Source organism: uncultured Piscinibacter sp. (assembly GCF_937952055.1).
GTDB lineage: Bacteria > Pseudomonadota > Gammaproteobacteria > Burkholderiales > Burkholderiaceae_C > Piscinibacter.
This window is the reverse complement of record NZ_CALFYO010000019.1, coordinates 22491-39945: the sequence shown is the minus strand read 5'-3', so window position 1 is coordinate 39945 and position 17455 is coordinate 22491. Positions and strand designations below refer to the sequence as shown.

Below are 17455 nucleotides of genomic sequence, written 5' to 3'. Positions count from 1 at the left end.
CCGCCAGCGGTCCGGCCAAGCCGGTCCCGCGGCGACTGCTTGGCAAGGCCGACCCATGCGATTGCTCGAGAAATTTCAGAACAACCCCAACGCGCTGGGCTGGGCCTTCATGCTGCCGGCAGCGGTGCTGCTGATCGGCCTGCTGGCCTACCCGCTCGGCCTGGGCACCTGGCTGGGCTTCACCGACGCCAAGATCGGGCGGCCCGGCGAGTGGGTGGGGCTGGAGAACTTCCAGTACCTGGTGGGCGACAGCGTCACGCAGCTGGCGCTGTTCAACACCCTTTTCTACACGGTGGTGGCCAGCGTCCTGAAGTTCGTTCTCGGGCTGTGGCTGGCGCTGCTGCTGAACAAGAACCTGCCGTTCAAGAGCTTCTTCCGTGCGGTGGTGCTGCTGCCGTGGATCGTGCCCACGGCGCTGTCGGCGATCGCCTTCTGGTGGCTGTACGACGCGCAGTTCTCGGTGTTCTCCTGGGTGCTCACCCAGCTCGGCTGGATCGACCGCTACATCGACTTCCTCGGCGACCCCTGGAACGCGCGCCTGTCGACCATCGCCGCCAACGTCTGGCGCGGCGTGCCCTTCGTGGCGATCTCGCTGCTGGCCGGATTGCAGACCATCTCGCCGTCGTACTACGAGGCGTCGGCGATCGACGGCGCCACGCCCTGGCAGCAGTTCCGCCACGTCACGCTGCCGCTGCTCACGCCCATCATTGCGGTGGTGATGACCTTCTCGGTGCTCTTCACCTTCACCGACTTCCAACTGATCTACGTGCTGACGCGCGGCGGCCCGCTCAACGCCACCCACCTGATGGCCACGCTGGCCTTCCAGCGCGGCATCCCAGGCGGCTCGCTCGGCGAGGGCGCGGCGCTGGCCACGCTGATGGTGCCGTTCCTGCTGGCGGCGGTGATGTTCAGCTACTTCGGGCTGCAGCGCCGGGCCTGGCAACAAGGAGGTGACAAGTGAGCCAGCCCAACGACGACGTGGTGGGCATGGACTACCTGCAGTCGCTGCCGCGGCGCTGGGTGACGACCTACATCCCGATCGGCATCTTCGTCTTCGTGCTGCTGTTTCCCTTCTACTGGATGGTGATCACCTCGTTCAAGCCGAACGAGGAACTGCTCTCGCGCGAAGGCAACCCCTTCTGGGTCATCGAGCCGACGCTGGCTCACTTCAAGAAGCTGATCTTCGACACGCCCTACCCCGAATGGCTGTGGAACACGGTGCTGGTGTCGGTGGTGTCGACCTTCGTCTCGATCGTGGCGTCGGTGCTGGCGGCCTACGCGATCGAGCGGCTGCGCTTCTCCGGCAGCAAGCCGGTGGGCGGCGCGATCTTCCTCGCCTACCTGGTGCCGCCGTCCATCCTCTTCATCCCGCTGTCGGCGGTGATCTTCCAGCTCGGCCTGTTCGACACCAAGCTGGCGCTGATCATCGCCTATCCCACCTTCCTCATCCCCTTCTGCACCTGGCTGCTGATGGGCTACTTCCGCTCCATCCCGTTCGAGCTGGAGGAATGCGCGCTGATCGACGGCGCGAGCCGCTGGCAGATCCTCGTCAAGATCATCCTGCCGCTGGCCGTGCCGGGGCTGATCTCGGCGGGCATCTTCGCCTTCACGCTCAGCTGGAACGAGTTCATCTACGCGCTGACCTTCGTCTCGTCGTCGGAGAACAAGACCGTGCCGGTGGGCGTGGTGACGGAACTGGTCGAGGGCGACGTCTACCACTGGGGATCGCTGATGGCCGGCGCCCTGCTCGGCTCGCTGCCCGTGGCCTTCGTCTATTCGTTCTTCGTCGAGCACTACGTCTCGGGCATGACCGGTTCCGTCAAGGAGTGAAGCGATGAACGACCGCAAGCCGACCGTCGGCTTCATCGGCGTGGGCCTGATGGGCCACGGCATGGCGAAGAACCTGGTCACCAAGGGCTGGCCGCTGGTGCTGTTGGGGCACCGCAAGCGCGAGCCGGTGGAGCACCTCAAGTCGCTCGGCGCCCGCGAGGCCGCCACGCCGCGCGAACTGGTCTCCCAGTGCGAGATCGTGCACCTGTGCGTGACCGGCTCGCCGCAGGTGGAAGCCACGATGCGCGGCCCGGACGGGCTGCTCGCCGGCGCGAAGCCGGGCACGGTGATCATCGACTGCTCCACCTCCAACCCGGTCTCCACGCTGTCGCTGGCCGAGGAGGCGAAGGCCAAGGACGTGCACTTCGTCGACGCGCCGCTGTCGCGCACCCCCAAGGAAGCCGAGGCCGGCACGCTGGACACCATGGTCGGTGCCGAGCCCGAGGTGTTCGCGCGCATCGAGCCGGTGCTGCGCGCCTGGGCCGGCAACGTGGTGCACCTCGGCCCGGTGGGGCTGGGCCACAAGATGAAGCTGATCAACAACTTCATCGCCATGGGCTACGCGGCGCTGTTCTCCGAGGCACTGGCGATCGCGCGGCGATCCGGGCTGACGGTCGAGCAGTTCCACGCCGTGATCGGCTCGGGGCGCATGCGCAGTCCCTTCTACGACACCTTCATGCAGTGGACGCTGGCCGGCGACGAGAACGCCCACCGCTTCACCATCAGCAACGCCCACAAGGACATGCGCTACCTCGCCGCGATGGCCAACGAGGCCGGTGCGGTGAACCTGCTGCAGCCGCAGGTGAAGAACATGTTCGCGGCGATGGACGCCGCCGGCCAGGGCGAGCGCTTCGTGCCCATGCTGGCCGACTTCATCGCAGGGATGAACGGGCTGCCACCCGCCGGGAGCAAGTGATGACGAAGAAGAAGGCGCCGCACGAGCTGCGCTCGCAGCAGTGGTTCGGCCGCCAGGACCGCGACGGGTTCGTCTACCGCAGCTGGGTCAAGGGCAAGGGCGTGCCGCACGACCAGTTCGACGGCCGGCCGGTGATCGGCATCTGCAACACCTTCAGCGAGCTGACGCCCTGCAACTCGCATTTCCGCACGCTCGCCGAGCAGGTGAAGATCGGCGTCTACGAGGCCGGCGGCTTCCCGCTCGAGTTCCCGGTGATGTCGCTCGGCGAGACCCTGCTGCGCCCCACCGCGATGCTCTACCGCAACCTCGCGTCGATGGACGTGGAGGAATCGATCCGCGGCAACCCGATCGACGGCGTGGTGCTGCTGATGGGCTGCGACAAGACCACACCCTCGCTGCTGATGGGCGCAGCCAGCGTCGACCTGCCGACCATCGGCGTTTCCGGCGGGCCGATGCTCAACGGCCAGTGGCGAGGCCAGACGCTGGGCTCGGGCACCGGCGTGTGGAGCATGAGCGAGCAGGTGCGCGCCGGCACGCTCAAGCTGACCGAGTTCTTCGAGGCCGAGAGCTGCATGCACCGCAGCCATGGCCACTGCATGACCATGGGCACGGCCTCGACCATGGCCAGCATGGTCGAGGCGCTCGGCGTCGGCCTGCCCGGCAACGCCGCTTACCCGGCGGTGGACGGCCGCCGCAACGTGCTGGCGCGCGACGCTGGCCGGCGCATCGTGCAGATGGTGCACGAGGACCAGCTGCTGTCCAAGGTACTGACGCGCGAGGGCTTCGAGAACGCGATCCGCACGCTCGCGGCGATCGGCGGTTCGACCAATGCGGTGATCCACCTGGTCGCGATCGCGCGGCGCATCGGCGTGAACCTGACCATCGACGACTTCGACCGCCTCGCCAGCGAGCTGCCCTGCCTCGTCAACCTGCAGCCCTCGGGCGAGTTCCTGATGGAGGACTTCTGTTATGCCGGCGGCTTGCCGGCGGTGATGAAGGAACTCGGCGACAAGCTGCACACGGGCCACGTGACCGTCACCGGCAAGACAGTGGCGGAGAACGTCGCCGCGGCGCAGAACTACAACCCGGCCGTCATCAAGACCATGGCCGCGCCCTTCAAGGAGAAGGCCGGCATCGCGGTGCTGCGCGGCAACCTCGCGCCGCGCGGCGCGGTGATCAAGCCCAGCGCGGCGACGCCCGAGTTGATGGTGCACACCGGCCGCGCCGTGGTGTTCGAGGACATCGAGGACTTCCACCAACGCATCGACGACGAGAACCTCGACGTCGACGAGACCTGCATCCTGGTGCTGAAGAACTGCGGCCCCAAGGGCTATCCCGGCATGGCCGAGACCGGCAACATGCCGCTGCCGCCCAAGGTGCTGCGCAAGGGCGTCACCGACATGGTGCGCATCAGCGACGCGCGCATGAGCGGCACGGCCTACGGCACGGTGGTGCTGCACACCGCGCCGGAAGCCGCGGCCGGCGGCCCGCTGGCGCTGGTGCGGAACGGCGACCTGATCGAACTCGACGTGCCCAAGCGCAAGCTGCACCTGCACGTCAGCGACGAGGAACTCGCGCAGCGCCGCGCGGCGTGGACAGCGCCGAAGCCGCCGCTCGCGAGCGGCTACTGGAAGCTCTACATCGACCACGTGCTGCAGGCCGACGAAGGCGTGGACCTGGACTTCCTGGTCGGCAAGCGCGGTTCGTTCGTGCCGCGGGACAACCACTGACGGCCGCGGGTCCCGGTCCGGCGAGAGCCGGGGACTACTTCAGGACGCTGAACAGGTTGTTGAAGTCGTCGGTCCACGCCCGCAGGCCGGGCGCCTCGGGAAACGCCGAGCCGGCGTCGCGCAGGCCAGGCCGGTCGAGCGCCGCGCGATCACGCGCGACGAGCACCCAGTCGGTACGGCGCAAGTCGGAATCCTCGGCCTCGTCGTGGATCAGCTGCGCCTGCAGCCCGAGGGCTTGCGCGGTCCGCTGCACGACGGGCGGCAGGTTGAGGAAGCGGTTGGTGACGTGGAAGGCGATCAGCCCGCCGGACGCGAGGTGCCGTTCGTAGACCACCAGCGCCTGCGTCGTGATCAGGTGGATCGGCACCGAGTCTCCCGAGAACGCGTCCACGGCCAGCACGTCGAAGCGCTGCGGCGGCTCGCTCTCCAGCGCCAGGCGGGCGTCGCCGAGCACGCGTTCGATCGAGGCGGCGCTGTCGCGCAGGAAGCTGAACTCGCGGTCGGCGACGTCGAACACCTGCGGATTGATCTCGTAGACGCGATAGACGTCGCCCGGCCGGCCGTAGACCGCCAGGGTACCCGCCCCCAGTCCGACGAGCCCGACGCGCAGCGGCCGGCCCGGCGCACTCGCCATGGCCGCCTGCAGCGCGCGGCCGATGCCGGCCGTGGCGCCGTAGTAGGTGGTCGGCTCGCGGCGCCGTGCCGGGGCGAGGTACTGCTCGCCGTGCTTGACCGAGCCGTGGTACATCTGCCGCACGTTGTCCGCCGGGTCGTCGCGGTGCGTGTCCAAGGTGCTCAGCGTGCCGTAGAAGTTGCGCTGGAGCACGCGGGCATCCGACGCGTCCTCCCACACCTGCACGCCCAGGCTCGTCGCGCAGGCGAGCGCGAGCACGAGGGCCGCGGCGCGGGCCATGCGGCGAGACCACATCACCGCCGCGCCGGCCAGCGCGGTGAGCACCAGCCCGATGCCGAGTTCGTAATAGGCCGGAAGCACCCGCGGCGCGACGAGGCCGACGGCGATGCCGCCCAACGCGCCGCCGCAGGCCAGCATCAGGTAGAAGCGCGTCAGCCAGCGCGGGCCCGGACGATCGCGCGCCATCTCGCCATGCAAGGCCATGCACAGCACGAACAGGCCGCCGCCATACAGCGGCAGCGCCGTCTGCAGGCGCGAGCCGATGCTGTCCTGCAGTCCCCAGGCACACAGCAGCAGCGCGACGGCGGCCAGGGGCAGCCAGACTCGCCGCCGGTACCAGCGGTCGCTCTCGAAGCACAGCACGAACGTGAACAGGTACACCACCAGCGGGAGGACCCACAGGAACGGAATGGCGGCAACGTTCTGCGTCAGGTGGTTGGTCACCGCCAGCAGCAGCCAGGAGCCCAACGCCGGCAGGATCAGCCAGAGTGCCTGGCGGGCCGGGCCAGGGGATCTCTCGGCGGATTCCGGCCCTTCGGACTGCGCCGCTACAGGCGCGGCCCGCGGCGCCGTCGCCCTTGCCACTTGCCAGGCGACGCCGCAGCCGAGCAGCACGAAGGCCGCGTAGCCCGCCGACCAGCCCCAGGCCTGCGGCAAGAGCGCGAAGTACGGTTCGATGAGCACCGGGTAGCACAGCAGCGAGACCAGCGAGGCCAGGTTGGACAGCGAAAAGTAGCGGTACACCTGCCGACCGAGGCCGGCGGCCAGCGTGGTGCCCGACAGCCAGGACTGCAGCAGCGGCCCCGTGGTGCAGAGCAGGAAATAAGGCAGTCCCACGGTCGCCAGCAGCAGGCCCAGGATCCACAACGTGGGCTCCTCGTCGCCCGCGGGCTTCCAGCGCGCGGACGCCACGATGGGCAGCGTGGCCAGGCTGAGCAGCAGCAATCCGGCATGCACACGTGTCTGGGTTGCCGAGGCCACTCGGCGCACCAGGCCGTCCGAGTACGCGTAGCCTGCCAGCAGCAGGCACTGGAAGAACACCATGCAGATCGACCACACCGCCGCCGATCCTCCGAACCAGGGCAGGATCTGCTTGGCGATCAGCGGCTGAACGAGGAACAGCAGGAACGCGCTGGTGAAGATGGTCCCGGCGAACAGGGCTCGTACGGCTGACGTCGTCATGCTCAGGAGGTCTTGTCAAGCGGGCGATGCGTCCTGTGGCGAGTCGCGTGCCGCGTCGCCTAGCGCCGTCGCCGTCCCAGCCAGATCACCGTGGCGACGACGATCAGACCGCCCGCCACCTGCGACGGCGCGATCGCCTGGCCGAGGATGACCCAGGCGAGCACCAGCGCGAAGATGGGCTCGACGTTCATGATCGCCGAGTTGCCGACCACGCCCAGGCGCGGCAGCACGGTGAACATGATGGTGAAGCCCGTGCCGTACAGCAGCGTCAGGCCGGCGAGGCCCCACCAGCCCGCGCTGGCAGTCGGCAGGTGGAAACCGCCCTGCACCGCCACGCCGAGCAGTGCCAGCAGGGCCACCTGACCCATCGTGGCGGCGGTGCGCACCCGCCCGTCGAGGTCGCCCGCCTCGTGCTGCGTGAACACCAATGCCAGACCGAAGGTCGCCGCGGCGGCGAGTGCGAAGGTCACGCCGGCACCGATGCGGCTCCACTGCCCGGCCGCGCCGAGGCCCGATGCGGCGCCGAACACGTCGAGTGCGAGCGCCAGGCCGGCCAGCATCACGGGCATGGCCATCAATACACGGCGCTCCGGGCGATGCCGATACAGCACCCGTGCCCACAGCGCCGTCCACAACGGATAGGTGTTGAAGGCCAGCAGCGCCAGCGCCACCGGCAGGCGCGCCACCGACGAGTACAGGCACAGGCTCTGCACCGCGATGAGCACGCCGATGGCCGGCAGTGCGCGGCGGTGTGCAGCCGTGAGCCGCAGCGGCACGCGCTGCGCGAGCAGCAAGGCGCCCACCACGAGCGCCGTGACGGCGCTGCGGAACACCACGGCGGTGGCCACGTCCACGCCGTGGTTGAAGGCGACGCGCGCGGCGACATGGTTCGCGCCCATCAACAGCGCGATCAGCAGCAGCGTGGCGAAGGCGGCGCTGGACAGCGCCGCCGGCCTGGAGTCGCCCGCCATGATCAGACGCTGGCCGTCAGGCCGCCATCCACGTAGAGGATGTGGCCGTTGACGAAGCGCCCCGCCTCGCTGGCGAGGAACACCGCAGCGCCGGCGAGCTCCTCGACCTCGCCCCAGCGCCGCGCGGGCGTGCGGCCGACCAGCCAGCCGCTGAAGTCCGGGTCGTCGATGAGCTTGCGGTTCAGCTCGGTCTTGAAGTAGCCCGGGCCGATGCCGTTGACGGTGATGCCCAGCGGGCCCAGGTCGACCGCCATGCCCTTGGTGAGCATCTTCACGGCGCCCTTGCTGGCGGTGTAGGGCACGATGCCGGGGCGTCCGAGCTCGCTCATCACCGAGCAGATGTTGATGATGCGGCCGCGAGCGCGCGGCACCATGCGCCGTGCCACCGCTTGGCCGACGTGGAACGCCGCGTCGAGGTTGGTGCGCATCAGCTCGTCCCAGTCGGCAGGCGTGAAGTCGATGAACGGTGCGCGGCGCTGGATGCCGGCGTTGTTGACGAGGATGTCGATCGCGCCCAGTTCGCGCTCGATGCCGTCCACCGCGGCATCGACCTCGGCGCGGTCGGTGACGTCGAAGCCGCGCGACGCGACGGCAAGGCCCTCGCCGCGAAACTGCGCCTCGGCCTGCGCGAGCCGGGCCGGGTCGCGGCCGTTGAGCACCACCCTCGCGCCGGCCTGGGCCAGGCCGCGGGCGAGCGCCAGGCCGATGCCGGCCGAGGAACCGGTGACCAGCGCGAGCCGGCCGTCGAGGCGGAAGCTGTCGAGAACGTTCATGGGTGTCGGTGGGCCTTGCATGCGAGGGTTGCCAGTCTCGCATCCCCGGCGCCCACACGCGCGGCGCGCGCTGCTAGAATTCGTCCCGTTCCGAGGAGCGTTGCAAGGCCTGCACTCAGGCCCCAGGCTCGGAAACTTCGATTGCAACGGCGCTCACCCGCACGACCAGACCTCGTGGGTGAGATTGCACAAGTCCCCTGACGTGTCCCGGTGCGGGTTCCATCAATTCTGGAGCCTCACATGAACGCTGTTCTCAAACCGCTGCACAACGACCAGTACGCCGTCGCCGACCTGTCGCTCGCCGACTGGGGCCGCAAGGAAATCAAGATCGCCGAGACCGAGATGCCCGGCCTGATGGCGATCCGCCAGGAGTTCGCCGCCAGCCAGCCGCTCAAGGGCGCGCGCATCACCGGCTCTCTGCACATGACCATCCAGACCGCCGTGCTGGTGGAGACGCTGCAGGCGCTGGGCGCGCAGGTGCGCTGGGCCTCGTGCAACATCTTCAGCACGCAGGACCACGCCGCCGCCGCGCTGGTGGCCACCGGCACGCCGGTGTTCGCCTACAAGGGCGAAACGCTGACCGACTACTGGGACTACACGCACCGCATCTTCGAGTTCGGCGCGAAGGGCACCGATGGTGAAGGCCCGAACATGATCCTCGACGACGGCGGCGACGCCACGCTGCTGATGCACCTGGGCAAGCGCGCCGAGAAGGATGCCTCCGTGCTGGCCAACCCGGGCAGCGAGGAAGAGACCTGCCTGTTTGCTGCGATCAAGGCCAAGCTGGCGCAGGACCCGAGCTGGTACTCGCGCAAGAGCGCGCAGATCATCGGCGTCACGGAGGAGACGACGACCGGCGTGCACCGTCTGAAGGAAATGTCGGCCAAGGGCACGCTGATGTTCCGTGCCATCAACGTGAACGACAGCGTCACGAAGAGCAAGTTCGACAACCTGTACGGCTGCCGCGAGTCGCTGGTCGACTCGATCAAGCGCGCCACCGACGTGATGGTCGCCGGCAAGGTCGCCTGCGTGGCCGGCTATGGCGATGTGGGCAAGGGCTCGGCGCAGGCGCTGCGCGCGCTGTCGGCGCAGGTGTGGGTCACCGAAATCGACCCGATCAATGCGCTGCAGGCGGCGATGGAAGGCTACAAGGTCGTGACGATGGAGTACGCCGCCGACAAGGCCGACATCTTCGTCTCGGCCACTGGCAACAAGAACGTCATCCGCTACGAGCACATGGCGGCGATGAAGGACGAGGCCATCGTCTGCAACATCGGCCACTTCGACAACGAGATCGACGTCGCCTCGCTGGCCCAGTGCCAATGGGACGAGATCAAGCCGCAGGTCGACCACGTGATCTTCCCGGACGGCAAGAAGATCATCCTGCTGGCCAAGGGCCGGCTGGTGAACCTGGGTTGCGCGACCGGCCACCCGAGCTTCGTGATGTCGTCGTCGTTCGCGAACCAGACGATCGCGCAGATCGAGCTGTTCACGCACAGCGACTACTACGAGCAGGGCAAGGTCTACGTGCTGCCCAAGCACCTGGACGAGAAGGTGGCGCGCCTGCACCTGAAGAAGGTCGGGGCGATGCTGACCGAGCTGACCGACGAGCAGGCCGAGTACATCGGGGTGCCCAAGCAGGGTCCGTACAAGGCCGACAGCTACAGGTACTGATCGCGAGCGGGTCAAGCCCATGCGCGCCGACCAGCTGCTGGTGCAGCGCGGTCTGGCCCCTTCGCGCTCGGCCGCACAGCGGCTGATCGCGCAGGGCGCGGTGCGCTGGCTCGGGCCCGCCGGCTGGGCGGTGCCGCGCAAAGCCGGCGACGAGCTGCCAGCGGACTGCGAGCTTCAGCTCACCGACGATGCCGAGCTGCGCTGGGTGTCGCGCGGCGGACTGAAGCTGGAGGGTGCGCTGACGCACACCGGCATCGATGTCACCGGCCGCACCTGCCTCGACGTCGGCCAGAGCACCGGTGGCTTCACCGACGTGCTGCTGCAGCGCGGCGCGAAGCGGGTGGTCGGCATCGACGTCGGCCACGGCCAGCTGCACCCGCGGCTGCGCGGCGATGCGCGCGTGGTGGCGCTGGAGGGCGTCAATGCGCGCCATCTGGACGCGGCCGGGCTGCCCGAGACATGCTACGGCCTGATCGTCGGCGACCTGTCGTTCATCTCGCTGGCGCTGGTGCTGCCGGTGCTCGCGCCGCTGCTCGATTCCGGCGGCAGCGAGTTGCTGATGCTGGTGAAGCCGCAGTTCGAGTTGCAGCCGGCCGACATCGGCAAGGGCGGCATCGTGCGCGACGAAGCCGCCTATGCGCGCGTCGAGGCGCGCATCCGCCAGGCCTGCGCCGGCAGTGGCCTGGAAGTGACCGACTGGTTCGAGAGCGCCGTCGCCGGCGGCGATGGCAACCGAGAGTTCTTTGTGCGGGCGCACCGAGGTGGCGGCGCCCAGGAGACCGACCATGGATGAGATCCGACTGTCCGTTCCGGTGAGCTTCGAGTTCTTCCCGCCCAACACGCTGGTGGGCAGCGATAAGCTGCGCACAGTGGTGCAGGAACTCGCGGCGACGAAACCTGAGTTCTTCAGCGTGACCTACGGTGCCGGCGGCTCCACGCGCGAGAAGACCCTGGCCACGGTCGGCGAGATCGCGGCGATGGGCTTCGAGGCGGCGGCCCACCTGTCCTGCGTGGGCTCGACCCGCGAGGGCATCGCCCAGATCCTCGCCACGTTTCGCGAGCGCGGCATCCACCGGCTCGTCGCGCTGCGCGGCGACCTGCCCAGCGGCACTGCCACCGCCGGCGAGTTCCGCTTCGCCAGCGAACTGGTGTCTTTCATCCGCGAGACCGAGCCCGACCACTGGCACATCGAGGTGGCAGCCTATCCCGAGTACCACCCGCAGCAGCGCTATGCGATGCGCGACCTGCAGCACTTCGCCGACAAGGTGCAGGCCGGTGCGGACTCGGCCATCACGCAGTTCTTCTTCAACCCGGACGCCTACTTCCACTTCGTCGACGAGGTGCGCTCCCTGGGCGTGACGGTGCCGATCGTGCCGGGCATCATGCCCTTCCACAATTACGCGCGCATCGCGCAGTTCGCCGCGCGCGACGGCATCGAGATCCCGCGCTGGGTGGCGCTGAAGATGGAAGGCTTCATGGACGATGCCGCATCGATCCGCGCCTTTGGCCTGGACGTGATCACGCGTTTGTGCGAGCGCCTCATCGACGGCGGCGCGCCCGGCATCCACTTCTACACGCTCAACCAGTCGGCGCTCCCGCTCGAGATCTGCAGAAGGCTGGCGCGGCCCGATTGAGCCGCCTCAGGATGCGTTCGCGGCAGCGTTGCGCCGACGGCACAGGCGCCGGAAGAGATTGATGCGCCGCAACAAATAACCCTTCTGGCAGTAGTGAAATTCCTGTCGAGGAAATCACCTCGCTTCGACAGGAAATCACCATGAACCGCAAGACCTTCCAACGCGCCGCCCTCGCTCTCGCCGTTGCCGGCGGCTTCGCGCTTCCCATGCTTGCCCAGGCGCAGAGCACCCCGTGGATGGTGCGCGTGCACGCGCTCAGCCTCGACAGCGCGAACAAGGATGGCACCGGCCTCGACCTGACCGTGAACAACAAAGTGTTCCCGGAAGTCGATGTCTCCTATTTCTTCACGCCGAACCTGGCGGCCGAGTTGGTGCTCACCTACCCGCAGAAGCACACGGTGAAGGCCGGCGACACCGAGATCGGCTCGTTGAAGCACCTTCCGCCGACACTCTCGGCGCAGTACCACTTCACCGACATGGGCGCTTTCAAGCCCTACGTCGGCGCCGGTCTGAACTACACGCGCTTCTCCAGCATCGACCTGCCCGCCGGCGTGGAGATCGACAAGAACAGCGTCGGCCTCGCCGTGGGCGCCGGCTTCGACTACGAGATCCAGAAGAACATCTACTTCAACGTCGACGTGAAGAAGGTGCAGATCAAGACGACGGTCAGCGTCGGCGGCACGGACATCGGCGACTTCAAGGTCGATCCGCTGCTGGTCGGCGTGGGCGTCGGCTTCCGCTTCTGAGTCAACCACGGTGGCAGCGCAGGAGCGGCCGAGCGCCGTGCCGCTCCCGGGCCGGTCGGCCACTCCCCGGGGGGGATCGGCCGGCGTCTCGACGGCCGAGGGGCCGACGATTCACACCAGCGGCTTGCTCCAGCTGACGCCATCCTCGGTGAGCATGGCGTCGAGCACGAAGTCCTGCTCGGTGGGCAGCAGCAGCGGCAGGAAGCCGTGCGAGTAGCTGACCCCGACCGTGACCGGACGGGGCCGGATCGAGCGCAGCGTGCGGTCGAAGAAGCCGCCCCCGTAGCCGAGGCGCACCCCGCCCGGCCCGAACCCGAGACAAGGCACGACGAGGAGTTCGGGCACGAATTCCTCCGTGTCCTTCGGCTTGGGGATGTCGTAGGCATCCAGTTCCATCGGGCAACCGGGATACCACACGTGGAAGCGCAGCGAGCCGGTCTCGCGGTCCTTCACCGGCAGGCCGATGCGCCGCGCCACGCCCTCCGGTGCGCCTTCGGTCCAGCGGTACAGCGCCGGCAGGGGATCGAACTCACCCTTGATCGGCCAGTAGGCGCCGATCGTGCGTTCCGGCCGGCCCACCAGCCAGACGCGTAGAACGCTCTGCAGCGCCACCGCACGCTCGAGCCGGTCGGGCAGGGCCTGGCGGGCGGCGACCAGTCGCTTGCGCAGGGCATCTCGTTCGGTGGGCAGCATGGCGCGAGGGGGAAGCCGGCGGAAGCGCGATTGTGCAAGACTGCCGCATGGCCGCCGACCGTGAACTCGTGGCGCACTGCCTCGAACTGCTCGCGCCCATGGGCCATGCGCGTGCGAGGCGCATGTTCGGCGGCCATGGCCTGTACGTCGACGACATCTTCATCGCGCTGATCGCCTTCGGCCGCCTCTACCTCAAGGCCGACATGCAGACACGCGGGCGCTTCGAGGCCGCCGGCTGTCAGCCCTTCGTCTACGAAGGGCAGGGCAAGCCGGTGACGATGGCTTACTTCAGCGCGCCCGAGGACGCGATGGAGTCGCCCGCCTTCATGCAGCCGTGGGCGCGATTGGCGCTCGAGGCGGCGCTGCGCGGCAGGGCCGCCAAGGCGGCGAAGAAGGCGCCGGCGAAGCCTCGCAGGGGCAGCCGCTGAAGCAGCGACGGCCGGGCCCGCCAACGCAGCGAGGCACCCTCGCCCCGGTTCCAGGACTCGACCACCACATCCTGCGCGTCGGCCAGCGGCAGAGTCTCGCCGGGCGACAGCACCCGGTCGGGGTCGCCGCAGGAACCGGTCAGCCACACGCGGCCGCGCAGCACGGTCAGTTCGCCCGCGCCCAAGCCCACTCGGCGGGCCTCGCCCGGGGTCAGGAAAAGAACTGCATCCTTTTGCGCATTCATCATCAATCTCCTTCTCGTCACGGTACGATATTCGTCGTTTCTGCAGGGAAACTCCAATGACTTCGCGATCCACGATTGATGCGCGTTTGATATGAATACGCCGCGGCGCCGCCCCCTCTCGCTGAGCTACTTGCGTGCCTTCGAGGCGGTGGCTCGGCTGTCCAGCTTCAGCGATGCCGCCGACGAGTTGTTCGTCACCCAGTCGGCGATCAGCCGCCAGATCAAGGCCCTGGAGGAGGAACTCGGGGCGGCGCTGTTCGTGCGCGGCACACGCCACGTCGAGACAACGCAGGACGCGCAGATCCTGTTGCGCACCGTCGAGCCCTGGCTCGCTCGCCTCGACGCCGGCGTACGGCAGATCCGCGAGAAGCACAGCCGCCAGCGCGTCAGCGTGACCACCTTCGCCTCGTTCGCATCGCTGTGGCTGCTGCCGCGCATCGAGGCCTTCCAGCGCGACCACCCGGACATCGATATTCGCGTCTCGGCGCACGACTCGCTGGCCGACCTCGACGACCCCGAGCTCGACCTCGCGCTGCGCTACTGCAGCCCGGCGCAGGCGCCGGCCGGCGCGCTGCGCCTGTTCGGCGAGACGCTCACGCCGGTAGTCAGCCGGTCGCTGATGGCGCAGATCGAAACCGGCCGGGCACCGCCGCTGGCGCGTCCGGCCGACCTCGCCCAGCACACGCTCGCCGAGGAAGACGACAACAAGGCGAGCACCGAGTACCTGAGCTGGCGGCACTGGCTCGCCCAGCACGGCGAAGCTGCGCTGCAGCCGCGCCGCTGGCTGTACCTCAACTTCACCTACCAGCAGGTGCAGGCGGCACTGGCCGGCCAGGGCGTGGCGCTGGCGCGCGTGGCCCTGGTCTACGAGGCGCTGGCGCGCGGCGAACTGCTCGAGCCCTTCGGCATGGCCGGCCGCACCACCAGCCCCTACTGCTACTGGCTGATCGCTTCGGCGGCGAGCCGCGCGCGGGCCGAGGTGCGGCAGTTCTGCGAGTGGGTGGAAGCCCAGGCAGCGCTGACGCGCGCCGCCATCGGTGAGGCCGCCGCCGAGGCTACGCCACGCCCTGCTCGGTGACGATCAGCGACAGCGGGATGTCGTGCGGCTGCGGCACGAAGTCCTCGGCGCCGAGTTCGCTGAATGCCCAGGCCACACCCACGGCGGTGACATGCGGGTGGGCGGCGAGGAATCGATCGAAATAGCCGCCGCCATAGCCGAGGCGATAGTGGCCGGCGGCGAATCCCACGCAGGGCACCAGCACGACGTCGGGCACCACGACGGGGCCGGCCGCACTGGCGATGCCGCACTCGTCCGGCACCATCGCCGCCCGGCGATCCCACTGCCGGTAGTGCATCTCGCGGTGCTCGCGCAGGCAGTACGGCAATGCCCATGGCAACTTGTCGCAATAGGAGTCGGCGCCGAGTGCAACCACTGCGTTAAATTCGGATCGTATCGAGGCATACAGGCCCAGACACTCGGGCTCCAGCTGAGTGATGACTTGCGTCAAGTGGCGCGCCAGGGCGGCCTGCGCGTCGGCGTAGCCGGACGACAAGGCAAACTGCTGGCGCTGGGCACGCAGCTTCGTGCGCAGATCGGCGCGCGAGGATGGGATCTCGACCAAGAAGAACGGGAACGACGTTGAAGCAAGCGGGAATGGCCAAGGCAGTATATGGGCGAGGCATCGCCGGCGAATGGCGGCGCGCAGCCTGGCTCATGGTGGTGGGCGCAGGGCTGGCCATGCCGTTGACCGCCTCGTCGGCGCCCAGCGATGCGCCGATCGTCGAGGCCCGCGAGGCGCTGAACCGGAAGGACGCCAATGCCCTGGTCGTCGCCCGCGCCGCCGCCGTCGCCGCCGGTCACCCCCTGGCGATGTGGGCGGACTACTTCGAGCTGAGCAACCGCCTTGCCGAGGCGCAGCAGTCCGAGCTCGATGCCTTCTACGCCCGCTGGCCGGGCACCTACGTCGAGGACCGGTTGCGCAACGACTGGCTGCTGGAACTCGGCAAGCGCCGCGATTGGGCCAATTTCGCTGTCGAGTACCCGCGCTTCCGCATGAACGACGACCGCGAGGTTCGCTGCTACGCGCTGATGCTCGACCATCAGGCCGGAAAGGACGTGCGCAAGCAGGCCCTCGACGCGTGGCTCGCGCAACGCGATGCCGACGAAGGCTGCGCGCTGATGGCCGCGACGCTGGTCGATGCGAACCGGTTCGGTAGCGCCGAGGTCTGGCGCAAGGCGCGCTTTGCGGTCGACGCCGGCCGACCGAAGGCGGCACGGCAGGCGCTGGCGCTGCTCAGCGTGAACACGGCCAGCAGCGTGGGCGAACTGACCGACAACCCGATGCGCTACCTGGTCCGGAACGCCTCGGCCTCGTCGCGCCCCGGCGCCGAGCTGGCCACCCTGGCGCTGATGCGGCTCGCCACCAACGACCCCGACGCCGCCGCCCTGCAACTCGACGAGCGCTGGGAACGCGCGCTCCCGCCTGACCTCGCCGCCTGGGCCTGGGCCAGCGCGGGCAAGCAGGCCGCGCTCAAGCTGCTGCCCAGCGCCACCGACCACTTCCAGCGCGCCGCGCTGCGCGCCAGCCGCGACGGCGCCGAGCCCGACTGGCCGGACGACACCCTGGCCTGGAAGGTGCGGGCTGCGCTTCGCGCCAACGACGGCCGTGGCCGCTGGCAGCAGGTGATGCAGGCCATCAACGCGATGGGCGCCGAGCAGCAGCGCGATCCGGCCTGGGTGTACTGGAAGGCACGCGCCCTCCAGGCCCTGGCGCCGAACTCGCAGGAAGACGAAGGCATGCGCGTGCTCGCTGCCGAGTTGCTCGGCAGCATCGCCGGGCACATGCACTTCTACGGCAAGCTCGCCGCCGAAGACTTGGGACGGCCCCTGGTGCTGCCGCCCAAGCCGGCGCCGCTGACCGCCGAGGAAACCGATGCCGCGCGCAGCCATCCCGGACTCACGCGCGCACTGCAGCTCATCGCCCTCGGCCTGCGCAGCGAGGGCGTGCGCGAGTGGAACTTCTCGCTGCGCGGCATGGGCGACCGTGAACTGCTCGCCGCCGCGCAGCGCGCTTGCGACGCCGAGGTGTGGGACCGCTGCATCAACACCAGCGATCGCACGCGCGGCGAAATCGACATCGACCAGCGCTTCCCGATGCCCTTCCGTGAGCAGGTCCTCGCGCGCGCGAAGGAGATCGACCTCGACCCGAGCTATGTCTTCGGACTGATCCGCCAGGAATCGCGCTTCATCATGGATGCGCGCTCGCACGTGGGCGCCTCGGGTCTGATGCAGATCATGCCGGCCACCGCGCGCTGGACGGCACGGAAGATCGGGCTCGACTACCGGCAGGACATGATCACCGACCGCGAAGTCAACCTGCGCCTGGGTACGAGCTACCTGAAGCTCGTGCTCGATGACTTCGGCGGCTCGCAGGCGATGGCGGCGGCGGCCTACAACGCCGGGCCGAACCGGCCACGCCGCTGGCGCGAGGGGCCGGTGCTCGAAACGGCGGTGTGGGCAGAGAACATCCCATTCAACGAGACGCGCGACTACGTCAAGAAGGTGCTGAGCAACGCCACCTACTATGCGGCCATCATCAGCGGTCGGACGCCGTCGCTCAAGGAACGCCTCGGTGCGACGGTGGGGCCGCGCGACGCTTCGGCGCCGACCGCAGACAAGGACCTTCCCTGACCCCCGCCCGCTCGCGCGGGCCGACCTGG

The 17455-nt window shown here is 68.9% G+C and carries 16 protein-coding genes, 1 pseudogene and 1 riboswitch; of the genes and pseudogenes, 11 read left to right on the top strand and 6 right to left on the bottom strand.

What is annotated here, in order from left to right:
- Positions 1-61 precede the first annotated feature (61 nt).
- The 4 genes from Q0599_RS07640 to Q0599_RS07625 are packed head-to-tail and all read left to right on the top strand — an operon-like array spanning position 62 to position 4476.
- Positions 62-961 (top strand): carbohydrate ABC transporter permease, encoded by a 900-nt coding sequence (locus Q0599_RS07640; protein ID WP_298829322.1) that lies wholly within the window; start codon positions 62-64, stop codon positions 959-961.
- Positions 958-1830, top strand: coding sequence for a carbohydrate ABC transporter permease (locus Q0599_RS07635; RefSeq protein WP_298827930.1), 873 nt, complete (start codon positions 958-960; stop codon positions 1828-1830). Before Q0599_RS07640 ends, Q0599_RS07635 begins: the two co-directional genes overlap by 4 nt.
- Positions 1831-1834: 4 nt before the next feature.
- Complete coding sequence (locus Q0599_RS07630; protein WP_298827928.1) at positions 1835-2746, top strand: NAD(P)-dependent oxidoreductase; 912 nt, start codon at positions 1835-1837, stop codon at positions 2744-2746.
- Positions 2746-4476, top strand: a complete 1731-nt coding sequence (locus Q0599_RS07625; RefSeq protein ID WP_298827925.1) for an IlvD/Edd family dehydratase — start codon at positions 2746-2748, stop codon at positions 4474-4476. The genes Q0599_RS07630 and Q0599_RS07625 overlap by 1 nt, the downstream gene beginning before the upstream one ends.
- 34 nt (positions 4477-4510) lie before the next feature.
- Here the strand turns inward: Q0599_RS07625 and Q0599_RS07620 are convergent, their stop codons facing one another.
- Genes Q0599_RS07620 through Q0599_RS07610 form a run of 3 tightly spaced genes read right to left on the bottom strand, consistent with a single transcriptional unit; the run spans position 4511 to position 8315 of the window.
- On the bottom strand, positions 4511-6571 hold the full coding sequence (locus tag Q0599_RS07620; protein ID WP_298827920.1) for a spermidine synthase: 2061 nt from the start codon (positions 6569-6571) through the stop codon (positions 4511-4513).
- Positions 6572-6630: 59 nt separating this feature from the next.
- The gene (locus Q0599_RS07615; RefSeq protein WP_298827918.1) at positions 6631-7542 is read right to left on the bottom strand and encodes a DMT family transporter; all 912 of its coding nucleotides are present in this window, start codon (positions 7540-7542) and stop codon (positions 6631-6633) included.
- Between the two features lie 2 nt (positions 7543-7544).
- Positions 7545-8315 carry a glucose 1-dehydrogenase gene (locus Q0599_RS07610; RefSeq protein ID WP_298827915.1) on the bottom strand — a complete coding sequence of 257 codons (771 nt, stop codon included), beginning with the start codon at positions 8313-8315 and terminating at the stop codon, positions 7545-7547.
- A gap of 86 nt (positions 8316-8401) precedes the next feature.
- A riboswitch (S-adenosyl-L-homocysteine riboswitch) is annotated at positions 8402-8477 on the top strand.
- A gap of 78 nt (positions 8478-8555) precedes the next feature.
- On the opposite strand from Q0599_RS07610, the gene ahcY reads away from it, so the two are divergent.
- From ahcY to Q0599_RS07590, 4 genes are all read left to right on the top strand, one after another.
- Complete coding sequence (gene ahcY, locus Q0599_RS07605; protein ID WP_298827912.1) at positions 8556-9989, top strand: adenosylhomocysteinase; 1434 nt, start codon at positions 8556-8558, stop codon at positions 9987-9989.
- A 19-nt stretch (positions 9990-10008) separates the two neighbouring features.
- Positions 10009-10782 (top strand): TlyA family RNA methyltransferase, encoded by a 774-nt coding sequence (locus Q0599_RS07600; protein WP_298827909.1) that lies wholly within the window; start codon positions 10009-10011, stop codon positions 10780-10782.
- Positions 10775-11623: a methylenetetrahydrofolate reductase [NAD(P)H] gene (gene metF, locus Q0599_RS07595; RefSeq protein WP_298827906.1), complete on the top strand. Its 849-nt coding sequence runs from the start codon at positions 10775-10777 to the stop codon at positions 11621-11623. Before Q0599_RS07600 ends, metF begins: the two co-directional genes overlap by 8 nt.
- A gap of 140 nt (positions 11624-11763) precedes the next feature.
- Entirely contained in the window at positions 11764-12369 is a 606-nt protein-coding gene (locus Q0599_RS07590; protein WP_298827904.1) for an OmpW family outer membrane protein, read from the top strand.
- 111 nt (positions 12370-12480) lie between these two features.
- Here the strand turns inward: Q0599_RS07590 and Q0599_RS07585 are convergent, their stop codons facing one another.
- On the bottom strand, positions 12481-13062 hold the full coding sequence (locus Q0599_RS07585; RefSeq protein WP_298827902.1) for a 5-formyltetrahydrofolate cyclo-ligase: 582 nt from the start codon (positions 13060-13062) through the stop codon (positions 12481-12483).
- Positions 13063-13109: 47 nt separating this feature from the next.
- On the opposite strand from Q0599_RS07585, the gene Q0599_RS07580 reads away from it, so the two are divergent.
- Positions 13110-13490: a TfoX/Sxy family protein gene (locus Q0599_RS07580; protein ID WP_298827900.1), complete on the top strand. Its 381-nt coding sequence runs from the start codon at positions 13110-13112 to the stop codon at positions 13488-13490.
- 62 nt (positions 13491-13552) lie between these two features.
- On the opposite strand, the pseudogene Q0599_RS26150 reads toward Q0599_RS07580, so the two are convergent.
- Positions 13553-13735 (bottom strand): annotated as a pseudogene (locus tag Q0599_RS26150) (DUF2917 domain-containing protein); the annotation flags it as partial.
- 91 nt (positions 13736-13826) lie between these two features.
- Here Q0599_RS26150 and Q0599_RS07575 point away from each other — a divergent pair.
- A complete protein-coding gene (locus Q0599_RS07575; RefSeq protein WP_298827897.1) occupies positions 13827-14813 on the top strand; it encodes a LysR substrate-binding domain-containing protein in 987 nt (328 codons plus the stop codon).
- On the opposite strand, the gene Q0599_RS07570 is transcribed toward Q0599_RS07575, so the two are convergent.
- A complete protein-coding gene (locus Q0599_RS07570; RefSeq protein ID WP_298827894.1) occupies positions 14791-15357 on the bottom strand; it encodes a 5-formyltetrahydrofolate cyclo-ligase in 567 nt (188 codons plus the stop codon). The two genes, Q0599_RS07575 and Q0599_RS07570, sit on opposite strands and share 23 nt — an antisense overlap.
- Before the next feature lie 17 nt (positions 15358-15374).
- Here Q0599_RS07570 and Q0599_RS07565 point away from each other — a divergent pair, with 17 nt between their 5' ends.
- Positions 15375-17426, top strand: a complete 2052-nt coding sequence (locus tag Q0599_RS07565; protein ID WP_298827891.1) for a lytic transglycosylase domain-containing protein — start codon at positions 15375-15377, stop codon at positions 17424-17426.
- Positions 17427-17455 lie beyond the last annotated feature (29 nt).